Origin of the sequence: Streptomyces sp. WMMB 322 (assembly GCF_900090145.1) — a bacterium.
GTDB lineage: Bacteria > Actinomycetota > Actinomycetes > Streptomycetales > Streptomycetaceae > Streptomyces.
In genome coordinates this window covers 56,002-82,460 of the sequence record NZ_FMHI01000014.1, presented here as the reverse complement: position 1 = coordinate 82,460, position 26,459 = coordinate 56,002, and the positions used below count along the sequence as shown (strand labels likewise).

At 71.5% G+C, this 26,459-nt stretch carries 22 protein-coding genes; 13 read left to right on the top strand and 9 right to left on the bottom strand.

Annotation, left to right across the window (positions count from 1 at the left end):
- The first annotated feature begins 243 nt into the window (after nt 1-243).
- The 3 genes from H180DRAFT_RS20875 (at nt 244) to H180DRAFT_RS20865 (ending at nt 3,484) form a co-directional block, all read left to right on the top strand.
- Nucleotides 244-1,317: a lysylphosphatidylglycerol synthase transmembrane domain-containing protein gene (locus H180DRAFT_RS20875; RefSeq protein WP_254666111.1), complete on the top strand. Its 1,074-nt coding sequence runs from the start codon at nt 244-246 to the stop codon at nt 1,315-1,317.
- Between the two features lie 332 nt (nt 1,318-1,649).
- The gene (locus H180DRAFT_RS20870) at nt 1,650-2,588 is read left to right on the top strand and encodes an ATP-binding cassette domain-containing protein (protein WP_254666110.1); all 939 of its coding nucleotides are present in this window, start codon (nt 1,650-1,652) and stop codon (nt 2,586-2,588) included.
- Nucleotides 2,585-3,484 (top strand): ABC transporter permease, encoded by a 900-nt coding sequence (locus tag H180DRAFT_RS20865; protein ID WP_079100276.1) that lies wholly within the window; start codon nt 2,585-2,587, stop codon nt 3,482-3,484. The genes H180DRAFT_RS20870 and H180DRAFT_RS20865 overlap by 4 nt, the downstream gene beginning before the upstream one ends.
- A gap of 91 nt (nt 3,485-3,575) precedes the next feature.
- Here the strand turns inward: H180DRAFT_RS20865 and H180DRAFT_RS20860 are convergent, their stop codons facing one another.
- The gene (locus H180DRAFT_RS20860) at nt 3,576-4,406 is read right to left on the bottom strand and encodes a TetR/AcrR family transcriptional regulator (protein WP_074466905.1); all 831 of its coding nucleotides are present in this window, start codon (nt 4,404-4,406) and stop codon (nt 3,576-3,578) included.
- 478 nt (nt 4,407-4,884) lie between these two features.
- Between H180DRAFT_RS20860 and H180DRAFT_RS20855 the strand changes: the two genes are divergently transcribed.
- On the top strand, nt 4,885-5,844 hold the full coding sequence (locus H180DRAFT_RS20855) for an SMP-30/gluconolactonase/LRE family protein (protein WP_199822508.1): 960 nt from the start codon (nt 4,885-4,887) through the stop codon (nt 5,842-5,844).
- 143 nt (nt 5,845-5,987) lie between these two features.
- Complete coding sequence (locus H180DRAFT_RS20850) at nt 5,988-6,977, top strand: LLM class flavin-dependent oxidoreductase (protein ID WP_055487637.1); 990 nt, start codon at nt 5,988-5,990, stop codon at nt 6,975-6,977.
- Between the two features lie 126 nt (nt 6,978-7,103).
- On the opposite strand, the gene H180DRAFT_RS20845 is transcribed toward H180DRAFT_RS20850, so the two are convergent.
- The 6 genes from H180DRAFT_RS20845 to H180DRAFT_RS20820 all read right to left on the bottom strand — a co-directional run bounded on the left by H180DRAFT_RS20845 (nt 7,104) and on the right by H180DRAFT_RS20820 (nt 14,307).
- On the bottom strand, nt 7,104-8,396 hold the full coding sequence (locus H180DRAFT_RS20845; RefSeq protein WP_055487636.1) for a pyroglutamyl-peptidase I: 1,293 nt from the start codon (nt 8,394-8,396) through the stop codon (nt 7,104-7,106).
- A gap of 180 nt (nt 8,397-8,576) precedes the next feature.
- Nucleotides 8,577-9,158, bottom strand: coding sequence for a class I SAM-dependent methyltransferase (locus H180DRAFT_RS20840; RefSeq protein ID WP_055487635.1), 582 nt, complete (start codon nt 9,156-9,158; stop codon nt 8,577-8,579).
- A gap of 231 nt (nt 9,159-9,389) precedes the next feature.
- Nucleotides 9,390-10,232 (bottom strand): SAM-dependent methyltransferase, encoded by an 843-nt coding sequence (locus H180DRAFT_RS20835; protein ID WP_079100275.1) that lies wholly within the window; start codon nt 10,230-10,232, stop codon nt 9,390-9,392.
- A gap of 190 nt (nt 10,233-10,422) precedes the next feature.
- The gene (locus tag H180DRAFT_RS20830) at nt 10,423-11,319 is read right to left on the bottom strand and encodes an alpha/beta hydrolase family protein (RefSeq protein WP_055487634.1); all 897 of its coding nucleotides are present in this window, start codon (nt 11,317-11,319) and stop codon (nt 10,423-10,425) included.
- A 196-nt stretch (nt 11,320-11,515) separates the two neighbouring features.
- Nucleotides 11,516-12,823 carry an SPFH domain-containing protein gene (locus tag H180DRAFT_RS20825; RefSeq protein ID WP_055487633.1) on the bottom strand — a complete coding sequence of 436 codons (1,308 nt, stop codon included), beginning with the start codon at nt 12,821-12,823 and terminating at the stop codon, nt 11,516-11,518.
- Nucleotides 12,820-14,307 (bottom strand): SPFH domain-containing protein, encoded by a 1,488-nt coding sequence (locus H180DRAFT_RS20820; protein ID WP_254666119.1) that lies wholly within the window; start codon nt 14,305-14,307, stop codon nt 12,820-12,822. Before H180DRAFT_RS20820 ends, H180DRAFT_RS20825 begins: the two co-directional genes overlap by 4 nt.
- Nucleotides 14,308-15,391: 1,084 nt before the next feature.
- On the opposite strand from H180DRAFT_RS20820, the gene H180DRAFT_RS20815 reads away from it, so the two are divergent.
- From H180DRAFT_RS20815 to H180DRAFT_RS20780, 8 genes are all read left to right on the top strand, one after another.
- Nucleotides 15,392-17,167 carry a sensor histidine kinase gene (locus H180DRAFT_RS20815; protein ID WP_254666109.1) on the top strand — a complete coding sequence of 592 codons (1,776 nt, stop codon included), beginning with the start codon at nt 15,392-15,394 and terminating at the stop codon, nt 17,165-17,167.
- 3 nt (nt 17,168-17,170) lie between these two features.
- Nucleotides 17,171-17,575, top strand: coding sequence for a roadblock/LC7 domain-containing protein (locus H180DRAFT_RS20810; protein WP_254666108.1), 405 nt, complete (start codon nt 17,171-17,173; stop codon nt 17,573-17,575).
- On the top strand, nt 17,572-17,925 hold the full coding sequence (locus H180DRAFT_RS20805) for a DUF742 domain-containing protein (RefSeq protein ID WP_055487631.1): 354 nt from the start codon (nt 17,572-17,574) through the stop codon (nt 17,923-17,925). The genes H180DRAFT_RS20810 and H180DRAFT_RS20805 overlap by 4 nt, the downstream gene beginning before the upstream one ends.
- The gene (locus H180DRAFT_RS20800) at nt 17,906-18,526 is read left to right on the top strand and encodes a GTP-binding protein (protein WP_055487630.1); all 621 of its coding nucleotides are present in this window, start codon (nt 17,906-17,908) and stop codon (nt 18,524-18,526) included. Before H180DRAFT_RS20805 ends, H180DRAFT_RS20800 begins: the two co-directional genes overlap by 20 nt.
- A 146-nt stretch (nt 18,527-18,672) precedes the next feature.
- Nucleotides 18,673-20,061: a cytochrome P450 gene (locus tag H180DRAFT_RS20795; protein WP_254666118.1), complete on the top strand. Its 1,389-nt coding sequence runs from the start codon at nt 18,673-18,675 to the stop codon at nt 20,059-20,061.
- A gap of 377 nt (nt 20,062-20,438) precedes the next feature.
- Nucleotides 20,439-21,542: a selina-4(15),7(11)-diene synthase gene (locus tag H180DRAFT_RS20790; RefSeq protein ID WP_055487629.1), complete on the top strand. Its 1,104-nt coding sequence runs from the start codon at nt 20,439-20,441 to the stop codon at nt 21,540-21,542.
- 414 nt (nt 21,543-21,956) lie between these two features.
- Nucleotides 21,957-23,300: a cytochrome P450 gene (locus H180DRAFT_RS20785; protein ID WP_254666107.1), complete on the top strand. Its 1,344-nt coding sequence runs from the start codon at nt 21,957-21,959 to the stop codon at nt 23,298-23,300.
- Between the two features lie 72 nt (nt 23,301-23,372).
- Entirely contained in the window at nt 23,373-24,362 is a 990-nt protein-coding gene (locus H180DRAFT_RS20780) for a LysR family transcriptional regulator (protein WP_055487628.1), read from the top strand.
- 316 nt (nt 24,363-24,678) lie between these two features.
- Here H180DRAFT_RS20780 and H180DRAFT_RS20775 read toward each other — a convergent pair whose 3' ends face one another.
- Together H180DRAFT_RS20775 and H180DRAFT_RS20770 are read right to left on the bottom strand one after the other, a co-directional pair.
- Nucleotides 24,679-25,257, bottom strand: coding sequence for a class I SAM-dependent methyltransferase (locus tag H180DRAFT_RS20775; RefSeq protein ID WP_055487627.1), 579 nt, complete (start codon nt 25,255-25,257; stop codon nt 24,679-24,681).
- A gap of 135 nt (nt 25,258-25,392) precedes the next feature.
- On the bottom strand, nt 25,393-26,310 hold the full coding sequence (locus H180DRAFT_RS20770) for a hypothetical protein (RefSeq protein ID WP_254666106.1): 918 nt from the start codon (nt 26,308-26,310) through the stop codon (nt 25,393-25,395).
- Between the last annotated feature and the right edge of the window lie 149 nt (nt 26,311-26,459).

Below are 26,459 nucleotides of genomic sequence, written 5' to 3'. Positions count from 1 at the left end.
CCGACAGGCGACGGCCGGCAACGGAGGCCCAGGACGCTCGACTCCCGTGGCAGGCGGCACGCGGCCCTCCCCCGGAGCCCGGCTCGGCCTCCCCCGGCGTTTGCGGGGCACACCCGGACGCCGGGATGCCCACGACGCCGGGACGCCCGGGCTGAGAGGCCCGGCCGCGCGAGCGCGCCACGCGGTACGGCCGCCTCCGTCCTGCGCGGCGTGACGGCACCGGGCGGAGCACAGTGGAGGCCCATGGAAAATGACCGCGGCGACCAGCAGGAGCCTTCCGCCCGTCCATCGCCTGCGGCGGTGCGGCCGTTGTGGTGGGCGGTGTCGGGTGTCCTGCTGACCGCCGCGGTGATCCTCGCCGTCACCCGCCGGCGCGAACTGGTGGCCGCGGTCGGCCTGATCACTCATGTGGACCCCCCACGCCTGCTGCTGGCGGCCGTCCTCGAGGCCGCGTCGCTGGTGTGCCTGATCGCGCTGCAGCGGTGGCTGCTGGGGGTCGGAGGGTCGGGCATCCGGTTCGGAACCGTCGCGGCCGTCGTGCTGGCCGGCAACGCCATCGCGGGGGCGCTGCCCGGCGGTGCCGCGTTCGCGGTGGCGTGGGCATACCGGCAGTTCCGCTTGCGTGGCGTGGGGCAGGCGCCGGCCGCCGCCGTCCTGGCGATCGCGGGGGCGTTTTCCGGGCTGGGCCTCTTCGTCCTGCTGCTGGCCGGTGTGCTGGCCGGCGGATCGTCCGGCCCCGGGGCGCGGGTGCTGCCGGAGGTCGTGGGGCTGGCGGTGTTCGCCGTGGTGGCGGTGGGCGTGGCGTACGGCCTCTCGCGGTTCCGCGCCGTGCGGCGGCGCGTCCGGCGGGCGTGGGTGAGGGCCGGCATGCGTTCGCGCCGGGTGCAGAGCGTCGAGCAGGCGCTCGCGGGCCTCGTCAGCCGCCTTCGGGCCGTCCGCCCGGGAGTGCTTCCGTGGCTGGGGCCGTTCGCCCTGGCACTGCTCAACTGGGTCCTCGACCTGGCGTGTCTCGTCGCGTGCGCGTGGAGTCTCGGCATCCGCCTGCCCTGGCACGGGCTTCTCGTGGTGTACGCGCTGACCCAGGCGGCGGGGGCGCTGCGGCTCACTCCCGGCGGTCTGGGCGTGGTCGAGACGAGCCTCGCCGTGCTGCTCAGCCTGTACGGCCTGGACGCGGGGCAGGCGATCGCGGTCACGATTCTCTACCGCGTGCTGAACTACTGGGCGCTCCAGCCGGTCGGCTGGGGCGCGGCGCTGGGCCTGATGCTGCTTCAGCGTCGCCGTCGACGGCGGGAGGACGAGAGACGCCCGGACGCCTGACGGAAAGGCCCGGACGCCTGACGGGTGCCGCCCGGCTGCACGCGCTTCGGATGCCGCGCCGCGGTGTGCGGCGCACCATCGGTGAAGAACCGTACGCCCGCCTCGTGGCGGCTCCGGGGCGCCCACGCGCCGGCTGCCGGCCGCCGGCGAGGCCGATCGCGCCGATGCTGGGAGACCGTAGTGTGGGCGACCTTCTCACCGGGACGCATCGCCGGACCGCGTACCGGGGTCCGCTGCCCCGCCTCCGCGGCGGCCCGCACCGTTGTGCGTGTGTCCGGCTCCCGTCCGCGGGCCGTACGCCGGTGACGGCGCCGCCCGGCGGACCGGGGGCCGTGATCCGGACGGCCGGGCTGCGGAAGGTCTATCCGAGGGCGGACTTCGCGGCGGTGGACGGAGTCGACCTTCAGGTGGAGCAGGGGGAGATCTTCGGGCTGCTCGGGCCGAACGGCGCGGGAAAAACCACCACCGTCGGGATGCTGACGGCCCGTGTGGTGCCCACGTCGGGCTCCGCGTACGTCGGGGACATCGACGTGATCAGGCATCCGACGCTGGCCAAGCAGGTCATCGCCGTCGTGACGCAGCAGAACACCCTGGACCGCGCGCTGACGGTCCGGGAGAACCTGTACTTCCACGGGCTCCTGTTCGGCGTTCCGCGACGCGAGGCGCGACGCACCGCGGACGAGCTCCTCGACCGGTTCTCCCTGTCGCGCTGGGGCAAGGCGTCGCCTTACGAACTCTCCGGCGGGATGGCGCAGCGGCTGCTCGTGGCCCGTGCGATCTTTCACCGTCCGGCGGTCCTCTTCCTCGACGAGCCGACCGCGGGGCTGGACCCGCAGGGCCGGCGAGCCCTTTGGGAGGTCCTGGAGCGCCTCATCGCGGAAGGCCAGACCATCCTCATCACCACGCACAACATGGACGAGGCGGACCGTCTCTGCGACCGCGTGGCGATCATCGACCACGGCCGCATCCTCGCCCTGGACACCCCGGAAGCGCTCAAGCGGAGCCTCGGGGCGGACACCGTCGTACGGGTCGTCACCGACGGCGATCCGGAGGCGCTCGCGGAGCGGCTGAACGCGGACATCGAGGGAGTGGTCCGTACCCGCGCTGTCGACGGCGGAGTCGAACTCCAGGTCAAGGGCGCGGACCGGCTGCTGCCCAGGGTGATGACCAGCGCCGAGTCCGGGGGGTTCTCCCTGGTCGATCTCTCGCTGACCGAAAGCACGCTGGAGACCGTCTTCATCAACCTCACCGGTAAGGAGCTGCGGGAGTGACCGCTTCGTCCCACGCACCCCGTCCGCGGACCGGTCCGGCCGGCGCACCGATCAGCGTGCGTCCGCGGCGTTCCGCGGCGGCGGCGAGCCGGTCGGCGCTTGCCGCCCTGGTACTGCGGGACGTGACGGTGCTGCGGAAGAATTTCGGCGAGTTCGTCGGACGGACGGTGATGCAGCCGTTCCTGCTCGTCTTCGTCTTCCTCTACGTCTTCCCGAGCATCGGGCAGGGCATCGGGGCGGGCTCCGGCGGGGCCGGGCAGTCGGCGTTCGCGACCGTGCTGGTGCCGGGGGTGGTCGCCGTCGCGATCATGTTCCAGGGGATCCAGTCGGTCGCCATCCAGATGTCCCAGGAGTTCGGGTACACGAGGGAGATCGAGGACCGGGTGCAGGCTCCGTGCCCGATCTGGCTCGTCGCCGTGTCGCGGGTGCTGTCCGGGGCGGTGCAGGGCCTGATCTCGGCGGTCATCGTGCTGCCGATCGCGGCGGTCGTGCACGCGCCGGGGGTGAACCCGGACCTGCGGATCAAGTGGTGGATCGTGCTCACGCTGATCCCGCTGGCGTGCATCGCCATGACCTCTCTGGGGCTGGTGCTGGGCACGGCCTTCGAACCCCGCAACATCGGCCTGATGTTCGGGTTCATCGTCCTGCCGCTGGTGTTCCTCGGCGGCACGTACTACCAGTGGACCAAGCTCGGGTCCGTGCAGGTGGGCGGTTTCCACTGGCTTCAGGCGCTGGTCCTGGTCAATCCGCTGATCTACATCTGCGAGGGGATGCGGGCCGGCTTCACCGACCTGTCGCACATGCCGCTGTACGTCGTCTATCCGGTGCTGGTGGTGGCCTGCGTGCTCTTCCTCGCGCTGGGGCTGCGGAACTTCCGCCGCAGGGTGCTGTCCTGACCGGGGGTGGGCGCGGAGGCTTGCGTCCGCTCGCCCGGCCGGCGGCCGTGGCCGGGCCGCACCGGCGAGCCGGACGGTGCTGCCCGCGCCGTCAGGACGCGTCGGAGCCCCGGACGGAGGGGCTGCTCTCCTTCCGGCCGTTGCGGGAGGAGGCCTTGGGGGAGGCGGCCTTGCGGGAACGGGCGGGCTCCCGTCCGGACGCAGTCGGTGACTCCGATCCGGACGCAGTCGGTGACTCCGATCCGGGCTCCCGGCCCGGCGCTGTCTCCGTCACCATCCTCAGCGCGAGACCTGCGTAGAACTCCCCCAGTTCGTCGGGGGAGTCGGCACCGTCCAGCCGGTACCAGCGGACCAGGTCGATGCCGAGCGAAAGCATGCCGCGCACAACCCTGTTGACGTCGACCTGCGTGAAGGTCCCGTCGGCGACGCCGCGGGCGACGGTGGTGCGGAAGACCTCGTTGGTGCGGCGACGCAGTTCCCGGATCTCGTCGTAGTGGTCCGGGGTCAGTGCGTTGAGTTCGTACTGGCAGACCCTGGCAGCCACGTGGTGACGTGCGTGCCAGGCGGTGTAACGCTTCATCAGCAGACGCAGCCGGTCCTCCGCACTGCCGGCGGCCTCCACTTCGGGCACCTGTATGTGGGCGAGCGCGCGCTCGTGACCGATCCGCATGATCTCGTGGAGCACGAGTTCCTTGGACGGGAAGTGCACGTAGAGCGCGGCCGGACTGAGCCCGACCCCGGCCGATATGTCCCGTGTGGTCGTGGCGTGAAAGCCGTTGGCGGCGAAACAGCGCACCGCGGAGGCGAGCAGTCCTCGCGCCACCTCGCCGAACTCCTCGCTCCACAGGTCCGGTGACTGGTCCAGAAGGCGCGGGTCGTCCTCCATCTCCTGTGGTGTGAAGCGGGCCTGACGTTTGGCCATGCCGACTCGCCCCTTCCTGCGCTTCCGGTCCGGGTCCCGGCTGCGCTGCCGACTCGGTTCCGGTTCGCGTGCGGTTGCCGTCTCGTGTGCGGATGCGGATGCCGATGCAGATGCCGCCTCGCCTGCGAATGCTGCCCGGTGAGGCTCGCCGCGTCACGAGGGCCTCGAACTGTGTACCACGGGGGCTGACCACGCGTTCAGGCGTCCGTGGGGAAGGCCGGTCTCCCGGACGGGGCGTCGGCGCGGGTTGCGGGCTGCGCGGCACCCTCCGCCCGTCCGCCGTCTTCCAGTTCGCCGTGGACCCGTCCGCCGTGCGGGCTTCGTGGACCCGTCCGCCGTGCGGCCCTCGATACCCGCTTCCCACCCCTTGACGCCGGGCGCAGCCGGAATGACTATGCGCTTAGTCACCGCGTTCGACGGTTGCCTGGGTGCAGCTCTCGCATCGCGGGACCGGACCTGGTCGCTCCACGGAGCGCCTGTGAGCAAGGCCTTCCGAACGGCCGACGACGACGCACGGAACGAGGTCACGATGGAGGAAGGACAGCCGACGGCCCGGGAGTTGAGGGTCGTACTGGACGGATACTCCTACCTGGAGTGCCCGCGTTGGCACGACGGCCGGTTGTGGGTCTCGGACTTCTACACCAACAAGGTCGTGGCGGCCGACAGCCGGGGCGGCGCCGAGGTCGTGGCGGAGGTGCCCAACCAGCCGTCCGGGCTCGGATTCCTGCCCGACGGACGGGCGCTCATCGTGTCGATGCGTGACCACCGTGTCCTCGTGCGGGACGCGGCGGGAGCGCTGAGCGAGCACGCCGACCTCTCCGGCGCCGTCTCCGGGATGCTCAACGACATGGTCGTGGACGAACAAGGACGCGCCTACGTGGGCAACTTCGGGTTCGACCTCATGGGCGGAGAGCCGCTTCGCCACACCACGATCACCCGGGTCGACACGGACGGAACGGTGACCACCGCCGCCGACGACCTCGGCTTCCCCAACGGCATGGTGATCCTGCCCGGCGGAGTGCTCGTCGTCGCGGAGACCTTCGCCGCGCGGCTGACCGCCTTCGACATCGGCGAGGACGGCGAGTTGAGCAACCGTCGCGTATGGGCCCAGTTCGGTGAGCCCCCCGGAACCGAGGACGTCGGGGAGGCCGTGGAACTGCTCCAGGTCGGCCCGGACGGGATCTGCGCGGATGCGGACGGAGCGATCTGGGTCGCCGACGCACTGCACCAGCGCGTCATGCGGGTCGCGGAGGGCGGCGAGATCCTGGACGAGATCCCCGCCGGCACCGGCGTCTTCGCCTGCATGCTCGGCGGTGACGACGGCCGCACCCTGTACCTGTGCGCCGCGCCGTCCTTCCCGGAGCACGAGCGCCGTCCGGTGCGCGAGGCCCAACTGCTCGCGGTGCGCGTCGAGGTGCCGCACGCCGGTCTGCCCTGAGCCCCGCACCCCGCCCGGCAGCACCACGCCGTCTTCCCCGAGTCCGCCCCCGCCCGGCCGCACGCCGCCCGCCCGGCCGCACGCCGCCGGCGCTGCGGCCACCCGCCCGATCCATCCGAGACGACACCTGAAACGGAGGGGCCATGGAGGTGTCCTGTGCCTTCCCGACCGCCCTGGACTCGCCGGACAACATAGCTCTGGCCGAACGACTGGGATACGCGCGAGCGTGGGTCTACGACACGCCCCAGCAGAGCCCGGACGTGTGGATGACCCTCGCCCTGGCCGCCGAGCGGACCGAGCGGATCGGCCTCGGTCCGGGTGTGCTGATTCCCAGTCTGCGTCACCCGATGGTCAATGCCGCCGCGACCGCCACCCTCGCCGAACTGGCCCCCGGACGCGTCGCGGTGGCCTTCGGCACCGGGTTCACCGGCCGCCGCGCCATGGGGTACCGCGCGATCACCTGGTCGTACATGGACTCCTACATCCGCACCTACAAGGCCCTGCTCCGGGGCGAGGTCGTCGAGTGGGAAGGGGCGCGGATGCAGATGCTCCACCCCGACGGGCACGCTCCCGCCCGCCCGGTCGACGTGCCCGTTCTCGTAAGCGCCCTGGGGCCCAAGGGACACGGGGTGACCAAGGAGATCGGCGACGGGCTCTACGTCACGCTCCAGTTGCCGGAGTTCATGAAGGAGTACTCGTGGGTGCCGTACCTGGTGTGGGGGACGGTGCTCGACGAGGACGAGGCCGACGACTCCGAGCACGCCCGCCTGGCCGGAGGACCGGGCTGGGCCCTGGCCTACCACGGGGCCTACGAGTTCGGCGGCCCCTCCGCGGTGCGTGAGCTGCCCGGCGGGGCGGAGTGGATGGACGTCGTGGAGCGGGCGCCCGAGGGGCAGCAGCACCTCGCGGTCCACGAGGGTCACTGCGTGGAGCTCAACCAGGCCGACGAGGCCGCGTGGAAGGCCGGCGGTCACCAGATGCTGCGCGACGTGACGGTCAGCGGCACACGTGACCAGATCCGGCGGCGGCTGGACGAGTTCGCGGAGAAGGGCGTCACGGAGATCGTCTTCCAGCCGTGCGGGCCCGACACCCGTGCCGAACTCGAACGGTTCCTGGAGGCGGCCGAGTCCTGAAGCCCGCCGTTCGCAGCCCAACGGGCCGCGGCCTGCCGGGTGCCGGCGCCTTCGAGGCCGGCACCCGGCCGGACGAGTCGCCCCCGGGAACGGCACCCGCGCCGGGGCGGGCAGCGCCGGTGGCGTCTAGGGATGCGACGTGGCAGAACCGGCGGCGACTTCGATGATGGCGCGCGTCTGGCGCGTGATCGCCAGACGTTCGCGGACGAGGAAGGGATCGGTGATGCGGCCGGTGGCCGGGTCGGTGTCGTCCGGGCCGAAACTCAGCAGCGGCGTGTGCACGTTCCCGGCGGGAATGCCGAGCCGCAGGCCGTCGCGCAGCAGGGTGGTGCGGTAGGCGATCTCGTTGGCCAGGAAGTTGCCCGCGCCGCCCGCGCGGGCCGTGGAACCGGGAGTCGGCCCGTCCGGGCGCTGGACCGGCTCCGACGCGCCCGCGGGGATCTCGGTGACGGCGGTGTTGTCGCGGACGGGGAAGTCTCCCGTCCGGGCAGCGACGATGTCCCGGTACGGCAGGGTCGTCGTCGTCCACTGCGGCTGCGGCCGCACCGTGGGCGACCAACGCGGGATCGGCACCACTCCCGTCCGCGAGACGTTGTCGTTGTCCAAAGCGCCGCCGCGCCAGGCGCCGTTGTAGCGGTCCACGTCGAACCGGCCCCCCTGCCCCTCGCTGACGTCGACGACCACATCGGCACGGCGCGGCCCCTTCCTGAGATGCGGCAGCAGCGTCCGCTCGAGCGTCCCGTGGGTGAAGTCCGCCCAGCGGACGGGGAAGACGGCCGTCTCGACGCGGGCAGGTCCGGAGGCGGTGCGGATCGTTCTGCCGTCGAGGGAGAGCGCGGAGGTGCCCGACGGGTTGCTCCGGCGGATGTCCGCGTCGAGCTGGAACGGGTCGAAGCCCGTCACCACGACCCGCTTGATGCGCCGGCCCGGGGGCAGGTCGATGGAGTCCTGCCCCCGCGAGGCCCGCTCCAGCCGGGCGAGCAGGGCCCCGCGGCGCTCCTCGGACAGCTCGAAGGCCGGACGCCACTCCCTCAGTACGCTGCTCATTGCGAGCCGCGCCCAGTACAGGGGGCGGTCGTCGCTGCGGCTCAGGTCCCCGCCCTTCGGCCCGCGTCCCTGCGCCCGGTCCACGGCGCGCTGCCAGAGATCCGTACCGGAGCCGCTGACGAGCCGAGTGGCCTGGCGGTACGTGCGTACGCCGTCCAGGGCCCGCTCGAAGCGGGGTGCCACGGTCTCGAATCCGCTGCGCCGCAGGATCTCCTGAGGCACGGGCCGGAACACCCGGCGCTCTTCGACGGTGAGAGGTGCACCACCGCCGGGGCCGGCCGCTGCCGCAGCGGAACCCTCGACGGCGAGGGACGCGCAGAGCAGCAGTACGGCGCCGATCGTGCAGGGTCTGGGGAAAGCGGGGAATCTCATGGAGGTCCTTCCGAAGGCACGAGCCGCGCCGCGGTGTCCCCGCCCCTCACACCGGCAACGTCCCGTCACATTTCACTGTCCACTGCCTGTCCACAGAACCTAAGCGCTCCGGGACCCGGGGACCGGCACCCCGGGGCCGAGCCACGGCGGAAGCCGGGATGTCACCCGTCGGCGCGCGTCTCAGGCCCGGTACAGCAGCAGATACCGCCACAGGAGCAGACGGCGCAGGGTCGAGCCCGGCAGCAGGCGGGCGGCTTCGGCGCGGGTCTCCGCGTACGTCAGCGGCGGCGGCCAGACGACGGGGACCTGCACGGACGGGGCGGCGCGTCGCCTGCTCAGCAGCCGGTCCGCCTTGAGAAGCGTCAGTGCGGGGAGTGCGCAGACGAAGTCGGCCGGGGTCCTGGCCGGGTAGAGCCCCACCACCGCCAGGACGCCTTCGGGGGCGAGGGCCTTCCGCAGCGTCAGCACCGTCTCGAACGGCATGTGGTGGAGACTGGCGATGCAGGAGATGAAGTCGTAGCGGGCGTCGGGCAGTTGATGCTCGCGTATGTCGGCGTTGCGGTAGTGGGGGCCGCCGCCCGCCGCGCGCGCCGCCTCGATGACCTCCGCGTTGCCGTCGATCCCCTCGACGTCCAGTCCGCGTTCGGCGAGCAGACGCGCGAACCGCCCCGTCCCGCATCCGACGTCGAGGGCCCTCCGGGCACCGACCGGTACCTGCTTCAACAGCAGTGCGTGGTATTGGGAGTTGAAGTCGACCGCCACGGCCGGACCCTATCCGCGCGCAACCAAGGGCGGGAGGGGGTGCCTCTGCCCGCTTCTGTGGCGGAGACCTGCCGCTGCCGTGTCAGCCGGGGGCAGTGTTCAGCCTGGACGTCTTCCGGCGTCAGGAGTCATCTGTCGCCGGTCTCGCCGGTCGCCGGTTCCCAGTCCTGAGTTGTCAGCCTTGAGTCGTCAGTCCTGAGTCGGCAGTGGCAATGGCAGTGGCAGTGCCACTCACGGCTTGCGTGCGAGGCCGCAGAGGGAGGCGATGTCCGCGGGGGAGTCGGTGACGGTGCCCGCCGGGCGCCATCGCGTGCCCGGCACCACACCGGGGTCGACGAGCTCCAGGCCCGAGAAGAGCTCCTCCACCTGGGCACGGTTCGAGAGCCGGTAGGGGGTGCCGCCGTGCTCGCCGACGAGGCGCTCGGCCTCCACCAGGGCGGGGTCGCCGTCGGTGCCGGTGTAGATCGCCAGGTGGCTGCCGGAGGACAGTCCTCCCATCAGGCTGCGCACGATCGACAGGGCCTCGGCATGCTCGGCGACATGTCCGACGATGCCGAACATGATCAGCCCCACTGGGCGGGAAAGGTCGAGGGTGCGGGCGGCCCCCTCCAGAATCGTCCCGGGGTCGTGCATGTCGGCGTGGAGGTAGTCGGTCGCGCCCTCCGGTGTCCCGGTCAGCAGCGTGCGGGCGTGGGTGAGCACGAGCGGGTCGTTGTCCACGTACACGATGCGGCTCTCGGGCGCGGCCCGCTGAGCGATCTGGTGGGTGTTGTCGGCGGTCGGCAGCCCGGTGCCGACGTCGAGGAACTGACGGATGCCTGCCTCGTCGACGAGGTGGTGCACCACGCGGCCCAGCAACGCGCGGCTGGTGCGGGCGATGTCCACGATGCCCGGGTACGCCTCGCGGGCGGTCTCGCCCGCCCGGCGGTCGACGGCGTAGTGGTCCTTGCCGCCCAGCCAGAAGTCCCACATGCGCGCCGAGTGCGGGACGTCGCCGGCGAGTGGCGGGACGTCGCGCCCGACGATCAGAGGGTCGCCCCGGGACTCGTCGGCACCGTCGTCAACGTCTGCCATGTCCCCACGCCCCCTTGCTGTGTCGACCGTCACGCGATGCTAACTCACCGCCGTGCGGCGGCAGTCTGCCATTCGGAGGCCGGTGATGCGCGGGTCGTGTGACCGGCCACCCAAAACGACCGATGTCCCCAACCGGGCGCATTCGAGGCGTACTTCGGGCGCTGCGTACCCTTCGTACCCTGCGTCCCCGTCAGCCGAGGGGGCAGGTGTCACGGGAGTCCGTGACCCCCGCCGTGCGGGGCGGCGGGCAGAGACGACCGGCCGAGTCGGTGTCGCCCGCGACGAAGTACCTGAACCAGGCGACCACTTGACGGGCGACCAGCCCGTCGGGCGGGGTGGCGGCGAAGTGGTCGCCGTCCAGCTCCAGATATGCCTTCTCCCGCGCGCCGCTCAGGCCCTCGTAGAAGACTTCCGCGTGCTCCGACGTGGGGGCGACCTCGTCGTCGCTGCCGCCTATGACGAGGGTCGGCGCCTTGACGCGCCGCCACTCGCCCCGCTCGGCGTACGGGGTCAGCGGCACGGCCGCCTTGACCTTCGGGTTGCGCTCGGCCGCGTACAGGGCCCCGCCGCCGCCCATGGAGTGGCCCAGCACGCCGAGTCGTTCCGGGTCGGCGCGGTCGGCGGCGGCGCTGCGCCTGGTCGCGTGGTCGAGGGCGTCCAGCAGTTGGCGGCCCCGCTGCGGGGGCGAGTCCTCCGTCGTCTTCGTGTTGAAGGTGATGACCACGAACCCGTGCGACGCGAGCAGTTCGCCGTAGGGGGTGACCATGGACTCGTCCGCGCCGAGCCCCGGGGACGCCGCGATCACTCCGTACCGTCGGCTGTCGTCGTCCGGGTAGTAAACGGTTCCGCTGCCGAAGTCGCCGCCCGTGTCGCCGGGCGAGACCGTCTGGGTTCGCACCTTGTAGGGGCCCTTCTGCGGGCCGCCGGCGTCGCGTTCGGCACCGGCGCCGGGGCTGCTCTCCCGCGGGCCCTCCTCGGCGGGCCCTCCTGAGCACGCCGCGACGGCCGCGAGGAGCAGGGCCGCGAGCACGCCCACGGCCTTGCGTGAACCGGCCGAGCCGGCCGAGCCGGCGGCAACTCGCACCATCCCACGACGGTACGAACACCCGTGCCCCCCGGCAACCCCGGCGGCGGCCCCGGCGACCCCGGCGGGAGCGTGGGCGCCGCGAAGTCCACTGACACACGGCACGACGCGGGACCCGCACCCCGCCCGGGAGGCGGTGGCGCGGGCCCCGTGGTGCCATGTCGGTCACTGCCGCGACGAGCGGCGGCAGCGGCCCGCCTCAGCCCTCGCGGTCCGCCCGGCGGACCCCTTCCAGCGGCTGCAGTCCGCCGTTGAGCTTCGGCAGCAGTTGCGCCGTGAGCAGCGTCGAGAGCGCGGAGGTGTCTCCGCTGTCGCCGTCGGTGCGCACGACCACCGGCTGCGGTGCGCGGCCGGCGAGGATCGCGCCCACCTCCAGCCGCCTGCGGGCCAGTTCGTACTGGAGCACCGCGCGGTTGTCACGGTAGGCCTGAGCCAGGCGGCGCTGCGCGCGGGCCTCGTTCTCCGCGGAGATGAGGCCGCTGCGGCCGCGTGTCTCGATCTCGAAGCGCACCTTCTGCGCGTTCGTCTCCTGCTCCTCCAGGAGCTGCGCCACGTCCTCACGTGCCTTGTTGAGGGCGGCCTTCACCTCCACGATGCGTGCGTCGCGCACCTTCTTCGCCCGCTCGATGTCCATCTGGAGGCTGTCGATGCGGCGCTTGCGCGTCAGGCCCCATTCCTGTTCGTACGCGGTGCGTTCCTTGGCGACGCGCTCCCGCGTGGCCAGGTGCTGCTGGTACTGGGCGGGCAGCTGCACGTCGGGAATGTTGGAGCCGGTGATGCGCACCCCGTAGCGGGACAGCTGGCGGTTGAGCAGTTCCTGCATGTCGGCGACGTCGGAGCCGCGCAGGTCGTAGGCGCGTTCCGTCTGCACCAGGCGGGCGCGCTGGCGGATGGCGTCCTGCACGGCCTGGGAGAGCACCAGGTCGAAGTTGCCCGCGCCGATGGTCCGTACGAACAGGACGGCGTCGCTGATGCGGAACTTCAGGAAGAACTCGATCGAGCGCAGCGGCACGTTCTCCCGGGTCGGGCAGGCCATCACCGGGGCCGAGTACGGGATTTCGGTGGCGGTGTCGACCACGAAGTCGACGCGTGACCAGGGGTGCCAGAGGTAGTGCCGTCCCGGTTCGAGGGTGCGGGTGACCGCTCCGTAGCGGGTCAGGACGCCCGCGGTGCCCTGCTCGATCTCCGCGATGGAGGACCGCCACCACCACAGCATGCCCGCCAGTACGAAGAAGGCTCCGGCGAACCAGCTCACGGCGGCGAGCGCCCCGTAGGCCATGTCGCCCGCCCCGCCGTCTCCCGACGCGCCGAGCGAGAACATCACGCCGGTCAGCAGGGCGAAGACGCCCAGCCAGATCAGCAGCAGCCACCACAGCCTGCGGGTGTGCCGGGGAATGATGACGGGGATCAGCTTGTCCGTCTCGCCGCCGCGCAGCAGTTGACGGATCTCGCTCCAGGGGGCGACCTCTTCGGAGATGACCGACCGGCGGTTTCGTGTGGCGCTCATTCTGCGGCCTCCTCGGATGCGGTCTCGGCGGGTGCCTCTCCGGTCGCGCTGCCGGAACCGCCCTCGTGGGGCGCTCCGGGTGCAGCCCCGGCCGCCGGCGCGGACGGGTCCACCGGCTCGGCGGCCGCCGGAACGGTCGGACGCTCCGCCTCCAGCAGAGCCTCGATCTCCTGCTCGCGCGAACGGATGCGCTCGGAGACCTCTTCGAGGCGGGCGCGCACCGCCGCCATGTCGTCCTCGGAGAACAGCTCCGTGCTCCGCTCGCCCACCAACTCCTTTGCGAGCGCGAGGAAGTCGACGCCTACGCCGCCGTCGGAGTCCGTGCCGCCGCCGATGCGCAGCAGCCGCGGAAGGTGGTCCGCGACCTCCTCGAGCGTGTCGAGGACCTTCTGCTGGTAGCGGTACTGGAGGATCTCCGGGGCCTCGGCGGCGGTGACGGCGCGGATGTCCAGGGCCTGCGCCTCCAGCAGTGCCGCGTTGGCCTTGGCCTCGGACTCGGCCTGCACGTAGCGCTGACGGGCCGTGGCCTGGGCGCGGTTGGTCTCGCGCTCCACCGCGGTGTCCATCTGGGCCTGGTACTGCGCGATGTCCGCCATGATCGCCGAGAGGGTCTCCTGGCGGGAGGCCAGCTCCTTCGTCAGGTCGCCCTCGTCCTGTTCCTTGCGGAGGTGCAGTGCGTACTCGTGGGTGTAGGCGTCCTTCGCGACGCGCACCATCTCCGGCGACGCCAGGTCCATCCGGTACTCGCGGTCGGCCGGCTCGGCGTGGGTGATGTTGGCGTTGGTCAGCTCGACCGCGGGACGGAACTGCTGGTTGAGCTGCTCCAGGAGGCGCCCGGTGTCCTCGCCGACCATGTCGTAGATCCCGGCGGCCTCCTTTTCGTAGATGAGGCTGCGGATGGTCTCGCTGACCGCGTTGCTGAGCTTCTCCTCGAATCCCCGCACGGCACCGAGCGTGTAGACGAACTCCACCGGGTCGCTGATGCGGAACTGGATGAACAGGTCGATGGACGCCTTCACGCCGCCCTTGGTGGGGGCCTCCCGCACCGGTGCGTTGAACGGGTATTCGCGCGTGGTGTTGATGATGTACGACACCCGCTTCCACGGGTTCAGCAGGACGACCCTGCCGGGACCGACCACGTCCTCCAGCTTCCCGAAGCGCGTGATCAGCGCCTGGCAGCCGTCCGGCACCATGACCATGCCCTGCCGCCACCACACGAAGCCGACGGCGAGCAGCGACAGCACCCAGTAATGGACGCCGAAGACGGGATGGGTGAGGAGCGAGCTGCCGGCAGCCGCGGCGAAGGCGCTGCCCACCGCTCCCAGCACCAGCAGCAGCAGTACGGGCAGCATGCTCATGAAGGAGCGCCCGCGGGGCAGTGCCATCGGACAGATGGCGTGGACCTTCCGGCCCTCCTCGCGGCGCTGTTCGCTGCGGTTGAGCACCTCCCGCGCCTCGTCCATGGACACGGTCCGCTGCGTCATCACCGTGTCGATGCCGCCGCCCTGTTCGCGGGCGGCGGGAAAGTCGGCGGGGTCGAGCCCGTCGTCACCGCGCGGTCCGTCCGGACCGCCGTCGCCGCGTCCGTCCTCCGAACGCTGCCGCACCACGGTGCCGCCCCGGCGCCGTAGCTCGCCCTCGGCTGCTTCACGCAGCTCGGGGTTCTCCGAGACCGCCCTGGCGGCCCTTCTTACGCTCTGGCTCACGCCGTTCCCCCTGTTCGCATGCCGTCCGTCGGTGCTGCCCGGCGGATGCCGGTACCGGTACCGGTACTTGAGTCCGTGCCCGTGCCGGTGCTTGAGCCCGTGCCCGTGCCGAGTCCGTGCCGGCCGGACGCGGTGCTCCGCAGACCGAGCGAAGCACCGGTGCGACTGACGACCCGGGACTCCGGGCCTCGGGATCCGCGCAAAGCACGACACGAACAAGCTGCGCCCCGTTGGCCGGGGCCCCCGTCCGGTTACCTCGCCGGGCCTGTCGGCCGGCCGGTTTCCGGTGCACCACCGCAAAACTTACACAAGCGGCGTTCGGCGCTTGTGGGCGACCGCGGCTCCGGCGACGCGGTGACTCTGAGTCAGTCACGGACGAGCACACGCCTTTTACACGAGACCTTCACATATCCTTCGCTACTCGCGGGTTAGTTCTGCTGGATCCCGATCGGCCGCGCTCCGGAAGCGGAGGCTCGCACCACGGACCGGAGCCCAATAGGGCTTCTCCCGGTCAGTTCCGGCGAGTTGGCTCTTTCTGGCCAACTCGACCCCGCCGTCGCATTCCGCTTTTGGATGCCGCAGGCACCTGTCTGTCTTGATCGCATTTGTGAGGCTCGGGAGCCTACTGTCCTGACCTGCTCAGTTTCGACACTGAAATGAGCCGCAAAGGGCATGCACTCGAAGACGCTGCGTCACAAGTGATCGGTTCCGGCTATGCTGCGCGAGGCTCAGTGGACCGGACCAACCCCCTTGCCCTGCCGCCGAATTGAGACCGGATGTGCGGTCCTGGTGCCCCCTCGTGCCTGCCACTGCAGCCGCGCACCGCCAGCTCACCAGCTTTTCGATTGATTTGAGGATCCTGATGGTTCGTGCTGGATCGTCACCCGGAGACCAAGGGTCCGGCCCGGTACTCGTCTGGCTGCTGCCCGCCGTGCTGACGGCGGCGGCCACAGGCATCGCAGTCCCCCTCGTGCCGGAAGGTGCCCGTATCGCGGTCGCCGTGTGCGGACTCGTCGCGACGCTGGCCGTCGCCGTCGTGGCGGCCGAAGTCGCACGCCGCGGACGCGCACTGGCCTCGCTCCGGGCCGAACACGCCGCGCAGCTTTCGGTGCTGCAGTCCCGCCTCCACCAACAGGAGCGCGTGACGGTGCAGTTGGCCAAGGAGTGGCTGCCCGAGGCGGTGGAGCGCCTCCAGGAGGGCGAGTTCGCCGAGGACGTGCTGCAGTCCATGCCCCGCGCCGAGGGACTGAGCAGCGAATTCCAGGCCGCACACCAGGAGTTGCTGCGCTCCGTCGTCGAGGCCGTGCAGGCGGAGGAGACCCTGCGTGACTCGGCACAGCGGGGCGTCGTCAACATCGCACGCCGTGTGCAGGCCATCGTCCACAGGCAGGCGACCGACCTGCGGGGCATGGAGGACCGGCACGGCCAGCAGCCGGACTTCTTCGCCGACCTGCTGAGGCTCGACCACGGCACCGCCCTCATCGGCCGTCTCGCCGACAGCATCGCCGTGCTCGGCGGCGCCCGCCCGGGCAGGCAGTGGAGCAAGGCCGTCCCGGTCTACAGCGTGCTGCGCGGCGCGATGTCGCGCGTGCTGGACTACCAGCGCGTCGAGCTGCACTCCGTCGCGGACGTCGCGATCGTCGGCCCGGCGGTGGAACCGCTCATCCACGCGCTCGCGGAGCTTCTCGACAACGCCACCCGCTACTCGCCGCCGAAGGCACGCGTCCATCTGACCGCGGGCGAAGTGCACGCCGGCATCGCAATCGAGATCGAGGACGGCGGTGTGGGTCTGAGTGAAGAGGCCCGTAAGCGTGCCGAGTTGAGGCTCAAGGAGGCCCAGGCGGGCATCGACCTCAACGACCTCGGGGAGTCGCCGCGCCTCGGCCTCGCCGTGGTCGGCCGGCTCGCCCAGGCCTACGACTTCCAGGTCTCGCTGCCGCCCTCCGCGTACGGCGGCGTGCGTGCCGTCCTCGTCGTACCGAAGAAGCTGGTCACCACGGCGCCCGCAACGGGACGTGCCCACGGCATCGGCGCCGGCCCCGGCCAGGAGACCCCCCGCCAGGAAGCCACCCGCCGGGAAGCCCCCGCGGCCGCCGCTCCGGCCGCCGGAGCCCCGGCCGCGGGGCACGGCGCGGCCTCGTTCGACGCGCCCTCGTCCGGCGGGGCGCCGGCATCCGTCGCGTCGCGCGGCGCGGGGATCCCGTCCTCGCCGCGGTCCGCGGGGGAGGAAGCGCCCCGCACGCCGTCCGCGGGCACGCCGTTCTCCGGCGCGCCCTCGGCACCGGCGGCGGAAGCGCCTGCCGCCGGGCACCGGATGCCGCCGCGTCACGACCCCTGGCTTCCGGAAACCGGCCCCGCACGGCAGGAAGACGAAGTGCAGGACGAGACACCGCCAGTGGTCGAGCGCAACGCCAACGGGCTGCCGCAGCGCCGCCGCCGCACCCCGAACGCGAACGCGTCCCCGGGGGGCGTCGCCGGCCGGAGCTCCGGAAGACCGCAGCCTCCCGCACAGCCCGCACCGGACGAACCGGCGCCGGGACTGTGGATGGCAGACCTGCAGAGCGGACTGTCGGGCACAGCGGACGAGAGCTCCACCACGGACCGCAACAAAGACACGTCGTCGGATAAGGGTGAGTGAACGATGGAACGACGTGCCGACATGGACTGGATGCTGAAGGATCTGGCGGAGACCGTCCCCCAGACCCGCCACGTGATCGTGCTGTCCTCCGACGGTCTGTGCATGGCCAAGCACGGCACCGACCCCGACACCGCCGACCGGCTGGCCGCGATCGGTTCGGGCCTGCAGAGCCTGTCCTCCGCCGTGGCGGCCGAATTCCCGCACAGTGACGGGCGGATGCGCATGGTCGTCATCGAAGTCAACGGCGGCTTCATGTACTTGATGGCGGCGGGAGCCGGAGCGCACCTGGCCGTGCTCGCCGACGAGGGCGTCGACGCCGGGCTCGTCGGCGGGCGCATGAGGGACCTGGTGGCCCGCATCGGCGAGCACCTCACCAGCCCCCCGCGCGACGGCGGATTGGCCGTATGAGCCGGATTCCGGGATGGGACGACGACATCGGGCCCGAACGGCTCTATGTGATCACCGGCGGACGCAGCGACCCCGCCGAGCAGACGGGAATCGACCTCGTCACGTTAATCGTGGCCAGGACGGATCCCCAGGTGGGGATGCAGCCCGAGCACGCGTCGATTCTACGCGTGTGCAGCTCCCCTCTCTCCGTGGCGGAGATCTCCGCCTATCTGGGACTGCCGGTGAGCGTGATCACCGTCCTGCTGGCAGACCTGCTGACCGAGGAGCGGGTCGAGGCGCGTTCGCCCGTCCCGGCTCTTCCCGACATCGAACTGATTGAGGCGGTGATCCATGGACTCCGGAATCTCTGACACAGCCGCGGGGCCCAGGAGCGAAGACAGACTGCCCTCCTCCGCCAGCACCGCCGTGAAAATCGTCATCGTCGGCGGTTTCGGGGTCGGCAAGACGACCCTCGTCCGTTCCGTCAGCGAGATCCGTCCGCTCACGACGGAAGAGACGATGACGCAGGCGAGCGAGAACGTCGACGACACCGCCGGCGTCGAACGCAAGACGGCGACGACCGTCGCCATGGACTTCGGACGCATCAGCCTCAACGAGGAACTGGTGCTGTACCTGTTCGGCACGCCGGGACAGCAGCGCTTCTGGTTCCTCTGGAACGGGCTGTTCGACGGTGCTCTGGGTGCCGTGGTCCTCGTCGACACGCGCCGTCTCGAGGTGAGCTTCGACGTGATCGGCCGGCTGGAGGAGTCCGCCGTCCCGTTCGTCGTCGCCGTCAATGCCTTCCCGGAGGCCCCGGCCTATCCCGTGGAGGAGCTGCGCAGCGCCCTGGATCTGGACCCGAGGGTCCCGATCGTCGTGTGCGACGCACGGCAGCGTTCCTCCAGCCAGGACGTCCTGTTGCAGCTGATGCACTACCTGCGCTCCCTTGCACTGACCCCGGAGGCGAAGTGACCTCTCCACCACCCGACCGGGACGCCCCCGGCCGCCCGGACGGCCCCGGCCCCGCCGCTGCGGCCCCCGGCCGCGGGACGTCCTCCGCGCCCACACCCGGCGGGCCCGTCGCAGGCTCCGGCTTCGACGGGTTCGATCCCTCCGCCATGCCGCCGCCCGGCTGCCCCGCCCACGGTCTCGGACCGGGCGGGCTGCGCCGCCTGTACGGGCCGGAGGCGGACGCCGACCCCATCGCGCTGTACGAGCGGCTGCGCCGCGAACACGGGGCCCTGGCCCCCGTGTTGCTGCCCGGGGACCGGGAGGCGTGGCTGGTGCTGGGGCACCGGGAGAACCTGGAGGTCTCGCGCACGCCGTCCCTCTTCTCCCGGGACTCCCGCCTGTGGCGCGACATGCAGGAGGGCAAGGTGCCGCCGGACCATCCGCTGGCGCCGCTGACGATGTGGCAGCCGCTGTGCGTCTTCGCCGAGGGCGAGGAGCACGAGCGGCTGCGCAGGGCCGTCACCGAGAGCCTCTCGCGCTTCGAGGCACGCGGCATCCGCCGGTACGTGACGCGCTTCGCGCACCAGCTGATCGACGAGTTCGAACCGGAGGGGCGCGCGGATCTGGTCGAGCAGTTCGCCGACCAGCTGCCGCTGCGTGTGATCACCCAGCTCTTCGGCATGCCCGAACACCACGGGCCCCGGCTGATCGACGCGGCCAAGGACATGATCCGCGGCTCGGAGACCGCCGTCGCGAGCAACGACTACATCACCGAGGCCCTGCAGGAACTCGTGGACCGCAAGCGCGCCTCGCCGGGACACGACGTGGCGTCCAAGCTGATCGAGCACCCCGCCCGGCTCACGAACGACGAGGTCCGCGAACACCTGCGGGTCGTGCTCGTGTCCGCGAACGAGCCGACCGTCAACCTGATCGCGAACACGCTCCGTCTCGTCCTGACCGACCAGCGCTTCCGTGCAACTCTGGCCGGAGGGCATATGACACTGCCCGACGCGCTGGAGCAGGTGCTGTGGGACGAGCCGCCGATGACGACGAATATCGGCCGGTGGGCGACGGGCGACGCACAGCTCGCGGGCAAGACGATCAAGGCCGGAGACATGCTGCTGCTCGGCCTCGCCGCCGGCAACGCCGATCCGCAGATCCGGCCCGACAAGTCCACGCCCATGCACGGCAACCGCTCGCATCTCGCGTTCAGCGGCGGCCCCCACGAGTGCCCGGGACAGGACCTCGGCAGGGCCATCGTGGACACCGGCATCGACACGCTCCTCACACGCCTGCCGGATCTGCGGCTGGCCGTCCCGGAGGAGCGCCTGACGTGGGAAACCGCTCTGATGTCACGCCGTCTGGTGGCCCTGCCCGTGGAGTTCGCCGCGCGCCGCAAGAACGCCGCGCCGCGCCAGGGCCCGGGCGTCCCCTCCGTCGAACTTCCGCCGCTGCAACCGCGGGAGCCGGCGTCCGTGCCGATGCCTCCGGTGGCACCGCCGCCCGAGCCCGCCTCCTGGTGGACGAGGCTGAAGCAGAAGATGCAGGGGCGGTGACGCGGCGGCAGGGACCACGCGCGCCCGGGATGTCGGCAATGCCCGGCCTTATTCGGCCACTGGCGTCAACTCGCCGTGCGGCGGCGCTAGTTGAACGTGTAATCGCGGGTGACCAGGGGGAAGCCTTCCTGTGGCCGTGCCGGGTCGGCAGAGAATCCGCCTGCTTTCCTGCGACCGGATAGCCCCTTGATGAAGCGGTGATGTCCATGTAGCAGACGGTGACGGAGCGGTCTCCCGCAGTGCGGGAGGGCGTCGTCTCCGCAGGCAGAACTTGGTTTGGCCGGTTCTACCCGGGTGCAGGGGGCCATGGAGAGGCCAACTGCCGAGAGGTTGAGTGGAAGGCGGCGAGAGCCGCCGGATTACTGAGGTGATCGACAGTGGAGCACGGCTTGATCGTGCCGCCCGTTTTTTCTCCCATCCCACCCGCGATACACCCCCGTCACGAAGCGATCAACGAGCGGACCACCGCCTGGGCGAACGCCTTCGCCATCGGATCCCCGCAGCTGCGGGAGAAGCTGGTCGCCCACGACATCGGCACCTTCGCCGCCCGGGTCCTGCCCGAGGGCCGCGAGGAAGTCGTCTCGATACTCGCCGACTTCATCATCTGGCTCTTCGGGGTCGACGACGGCCTCTGCGAGGAGGGGGAACTCGGCAAGGATCCCTCGGAGCTGGTCGGCGAGCTCTCCAGGATGCTCCGCATCGCGCAGAACCCGGACGTGCCGATGCTCTCCCGCAACCCCCTCGCGGCGGGGCTGAGGGATCTGCGCCGTCGCGTCTCGCGGTACGCGACCCCCGGCCAGGAGGCACGCTGGGTCGACGCGCTGCGCGAGTACTTCCTGTCCGTGGTGTGGGAGGCGTCCCACCGCAGCCACGAGACGGTCCCCGACCTCAACGACTACACGCTGATGCGCCTCTACGACGGCGCGACGTCCGTCGTCCTGCCGCTGCTGGAGATGGGCCACGGGTACGAACTGCACCCGAACGAGCGCGACAGCACGGCGGTTCGCGCCGCGGCGGAGATGGCGTACTTCATCATCACCTGGGACAACGACCTCTTCTCGTACCACAAGGAGAGCCGCGCCGACCAGTACTACCTCAACGTGCTGCGGGTGCTGGAGCACGAGCAACAGCTCACCCCCGCCCAGGCGTTGTCCCTCGCGGTGGCCCAACGCGACCGCGTGATGTGCCTGTTCCTGCGGGTGCGGGACGAACTCGCCACCACGGGGAGCCCGCAGCTTCGCCAATACCTGGAGAATCTGGGGACGTTCATCCGCGGCGCCCAGGACTGGGGCATCAGTTCGCACCGCTACACGACGCCCGAGGACCCCGCGGACCTGCCCTCGACGTTCCGCGACACCCCCACCGACGACAGCCACGAGGCCCTCGACATCCCTGCCGTCGCGTGGTGGTGGGACGTGCTTCCCGAGAGGGAAACGTTTCAGCCGTCACCTGGCGAGTTCCGTACGTCCGCGACGGTCTGAGCCCGAGCGGAACCGCGGACGAGGTCACACGGGGGCCCGGACCGGGGTGATGCCGACACCACACAGGGGCCGGGCACGGAGCACCGACCGAGCACGGCCCCTCCACTGCCGCACCCCCTGCCCCGGCCCGGCCATGACCCGACCCAGAAACCGACCCAGAGCCCGACCAGGAACCCGACCAGGCACCCCACCGGACGCAGCGCCGCACCTCCGGAGCACGCCCGGAACAGTCCGAAGCACGCCCCAGCACGCCCGGCAACGCCGGCACCCGGGGGCCGACGCGCCCACAGGCGCCGAGGGCCCCGTGCGCCCGCACGCCTTCGACTCCCGCCCGCCCTCGTCACGTACCACCGAAAACCACATCGGCTGCACCTCCACCCCGGTCCCCACCTCTTGCCCGAAGGAGCTGCGAACGTGAGTGCCGCACTGAAGGCCGTACCCCTGGCCCCGAACCGACTCCCGCTGATCGGCCACGCCCTCACCCTGCTACGGCAGCCCCTCGACTTCATGAAGTCGCTGCGGGAGACCGGCGACCTGGTGCGCGTCGACGTCGGCACCCTCCCGATCTACTTCGTCACCAGCGCGGAGCTCACCCACGAGCTGCTGGTCACCAAGGCGCGCAACTTCGACAAGGGCCGCTTCTTCATACGAGCACGCACCCTCGTCGGCGACGCGCTTCCCACCGCCCCCTCCGACATCCACAAACGGCACCGCAGGCTGATGCAGCCGATGTTCCACCACGCCCGCATCGCCGGGTACGCGAACGTCATGGCCACCCGCGCACAGGCCATGGCCGAGTCGTGGAAACCGGGGCAGACCGTCGCCGTCGACGAGGAACTGGCGCAGTTCTCCGTGGCGACGCTCGCCGAGACGATGTTCTCCGCGGAGATCAGCCGCCCCGCCGCGGAGGCCGTCATCCGCGATGTGCCGATCCTGCTGAAGAACGCACTCGTGCGGGCCGTGACGCCCCGGCTCATGGACCGCATGCCGATCCCCGCCAACCGGCGCTTCGACACCGCGGCCGCCCGGCTGCGCAAGGTCATCGACGACGTCATCGCGCTCTCCCACCAGCAGGGCGAGGAGGACAACGAGGACCTGCTCTCCCTGTTGATGGCCGCGCGTGACGCCGACACCGGCGACAGGCTCAGCGACCGCGAGGTGCGCGACGAGCTCGTCGCGATCATGTTCGCCGGAACCGAGACGACGGCCTCCACGCTCGCCTGGACCTTCCACGAACTGGCCACGCACCCCGAGGTCGAGGAGGCGCTGCTGGCCGAGATCGAGTCGGTGCTCGGGGACCGCCCCGTCACCTTCGAGGACGTCCCCAAGCTCGAATACATGGACCGGGTGCTGCGCGAGATCTCCCGCATGCACTCGGTTCCGCTGCTGATGCGCCAGGCCACCGCCCCCGTCGAACTCGGCGGAGCGCAGCTGCCCGTGGGCACGGAGCTCGCCTTCAGCCTCTACGCCCTCCACCGCGACGCGCGACTGTACGAGGACCCCGAGCGCTTCGACCCGGACCGCTGGCTTCCGGAACAGGGCTCGAAGGTGCCGCGCGAGGGCTACATCCCGTTCGGCGCGGGCAACCGCAAGTGCATCGGCGACGGCTTCGCCTGGACGGAGATCGTCATCACCCTGGCGACCGTCCTGCGGCGCTGGCGCTTCCAGCGGGTTCCGGGCCACACCGTGAAGGAGGTCGCCTCGGCCGTCGCCCACCCCGACAGCCTCCCGATGACGGTCCTGCCCAGGGAGGGGTGAGCCGGGCCCCCGGCCCGGCGCAGCCGCGAGCGGGGAGTGGACCGTTCCCGGGGCGCCGGGTCATGGTGGGGCATGCTGCTTCGCCAGTTGGAATACCTGGTCGCCCTTGCCAGGGAACGTCACTTCGCGCGTGCGGCGGCCGCATGCTTCGTGTCGCAGCCGTCGCTCTCCGCGGGCATACGCAAGCTGGAACGCGAGCTGGACATACCGATCGTCCAGCACGGCGCGCGCTTCCAGGGCCTGACGCCCGAGGGCGAGCGCGTCCTGCTGTGGGCGCACCGCATACTCGGCGACCGCGACGCCCTCCAGCAGGAGATCGCCGCGATGCACGGGCGTCTCACCGGCACGCTGCGCCTGGGCGCCATCCCCACCGCACTCACCGTCACCTCGCTGCTGACGACGCCCTTCTGCGAGCGCCACCCCGGGGCGGGCGTGCGCCTGGAGTCCCTCTCGTCGCGCGAAATCATGCGCCGGCTGGCCGAGTTCGAGATCGACGCCGCCCTGACGTACCTGGACGACGAGACGCTGCAGGGCGTGCACAGGCTGCCGCTGTACGAGGAGCGCTACGTCCTGCTCACTCCCGAGGACGAACCCGTCCACGGGGCCGGACGCGACGGCGACGCAACCGACGGCGACGCAGCCGGCGGCCCGAACGGCGACGCCGGGGCGGTGAGCTGGTCGCGGGCCGCGCGGCTCCCGCTGTGCCTGCTCTCGCCGCGCATGCGCAACCGCCGCATCCTCGACGGGCTGTTCGCAGCGGACGGCGCCACGGCCTCCCCCGCCGTCGAGTCCGACACGGTGGACGGCCTGTACGCGCACCTCGCCTCGGGACGGTGGTCGAGCGTGATCTCCCACGCCTGGCTGCACATGTTCGGCATCCCCGCAGGCATGCGCGTGGTGCGGCTGCACGACGACGGCGGCGTCAGCAGGCCCCGCGTCGGACTGGTCTTCGCGGCGCACGAGCCGCGGCCGGCGATGGTGCGAGCACTGCTGGAGGTGGCGGAAGGTGCGCGCGTCCGGGACTCGCTGGACGAACTGCTCAGCGCCCACCTGGAGTCATAGGCGCCGCCTATCCGGCATAGGGAGGTTCGCTTTGACCCGTGCGCGGCGCGCGGAGACGCTGGTGGAGCGCTCGCACCCGGGCTCCGCGGCCCGGGAACGCGCGAGAGCCACGCGGCGCCCTGGCCGCCTCCGGCCCGCCCCGGCCGAGGCGACTCTCCCCTGGGGGAGGCCAGGGCGCCCTTCCGTCGCCGGAGCGAGCGCTGCCTCCGTCACGGGAGCGAGGTACCTCCGTCACGGAAGCGGGCGGCGCCTCCGTCACCGGACCGAGCGGTCCCGGACCGGACGGCGCCGGACCGGGCCCGGAGCGGACCGGGGCTCACTCGGGACGGCGGCCGCGGAAGCGCACGCCGCCGCCTCTCTCCGGATACCGGTCGACCACGACATCGGTGAAACCCGCCGCCTCCAGCCGTCCCGGAAGGGTCTTCGGAGGCAGAGTGTTCATCGTGTCGCCGATGTGCAGCAGCCGGAAGCGGAAGTTGGGCTGGCTGTCACTGCCGGCGAAGACCCCGCCGGGCCGCAGCACCCGGAACGCCTCACGGAAGATCCGGTCCTGTGCCTCGGCCGTCGGCACGTGGTGGAGCATCGTGAAGCAGACCACGGACGAGAAGTCCCGGTCCGGAAACGGCAGTTCGGACGCGTCGCCGTGGATGATGCGGGCGCGGTCGCCCCAGCCCTTCTGAAGCAGCCTCGTGGTGTCCTCGTCGATCTCCACGGCGGTGAGGACGGGAACCTGCTCCACCAGTACGCGGAGGTTGGCGCCGTAGCCGGGGCCGAGTTCCAGTACCTCGTCGCCCAGTTCGACGCCCTCCAGCGCCCAGGGCAGCAGACGGTCGCGCACGCCCTGCGCCCACTTCTCGGAACTGCACAATCTGCGGTGCGCTCGGTTCATCGGCATGTGCAGACGGTACGGCCCGGCGCGGGCGGCCCGCCACGCCCCCGGACGGGAGCACGACGCGCTTCTCCCGGCGGCACGGCGGGCCCGGCAGCGGGGCCCGGCCGCTCCCGCCTGCCGGGCCCGCGTACCTGCCGCCTACTCGTACATCACGTACTCCGGTTCGGGACGCAGCTTCAGCACCTCCGGCGGCTTCATCAGGCGGGAGTTCTCGGTGTCCTCCTCGTAGAAGAGCTTGAAGCCCGTGTGCAGCCCGTCCGGGAGGTCCTCGACGAGCTGCCGCCACGTGCCGCGCTTGAGCCCGGGCGACCCTATGCCGTCCGCGCTCATGATCAGCGGGACGCCGTCCGCGGACCGCAGCTTCTTCTCGTCGCTGACGACGGACGTGGAGACCTGGTGGAAGACGAGCGGCTTGTCCGGCAGATCGTGCTCGTCGACGATCTCCGACAAGTAGTCGGCGACGTCGTTGATCTCGCCGCCGCTGGTGCGGCCGTAGGTCTCCCCCGGGGTCTGGCCGGAGCCCATGTCCCACTCGGGGTCGAGGGCCACTCCCACGTCGGGCTGCTTCAGCCAGTCCTCCAGGGCCTTGACCTCGCCGAGCGCGTCCGCGCGTCCCGGCTGGATGTTCAGCAGCAGCAACGCGTCGTGTTCGCGGGCGACTTCGTGGAAGCGGCGGATCGTCTTCTCCGGTGTCCGCGTGCGGTACTCGCCGTCCGGTCCCGGGTCCGGGTTGGCGACGGCGGCGAGGAGTTCCAGCACGGGGAGCGGCTCACGGCCCCCGGCGTACTTGCGTGCGGTCTTCTCGATCTCGGAGGCCCGCTTTCCCGGGTCGCCGTCGCCGAGGCGGCCCAGCGCTGCGGCACCGGGCAGCCCGCAGTAGCCGACGAGCCGGTACTTCGGGAACAACTCCCGGCCGCCGCGCGGCAGTTGGGGTCGCTTCCTGGTCCGGCGGGGCTTCGGTGAGCGGGAGGGCGAACCGCTGCTCGCCGAACTCCCCCCGCCCTTCGCGTCGTCGGCCCGCGACGAGGAGGTCCCGCACCCCGTCAGTGCCGCCACGCCCGCGGCCGCCGAGACCGCGAGCAGCCCCCTTCGGCTCGGCGGGCCGGCCGCCGGGCCGCCGGGCGGCGCGGGTCGCTCTCCCCGACTCCCCCCTTTCGCAAGGCTGTTGCTTCCGGTTGCGCCGGTCCCGTCCGGTCCGTCCGTCC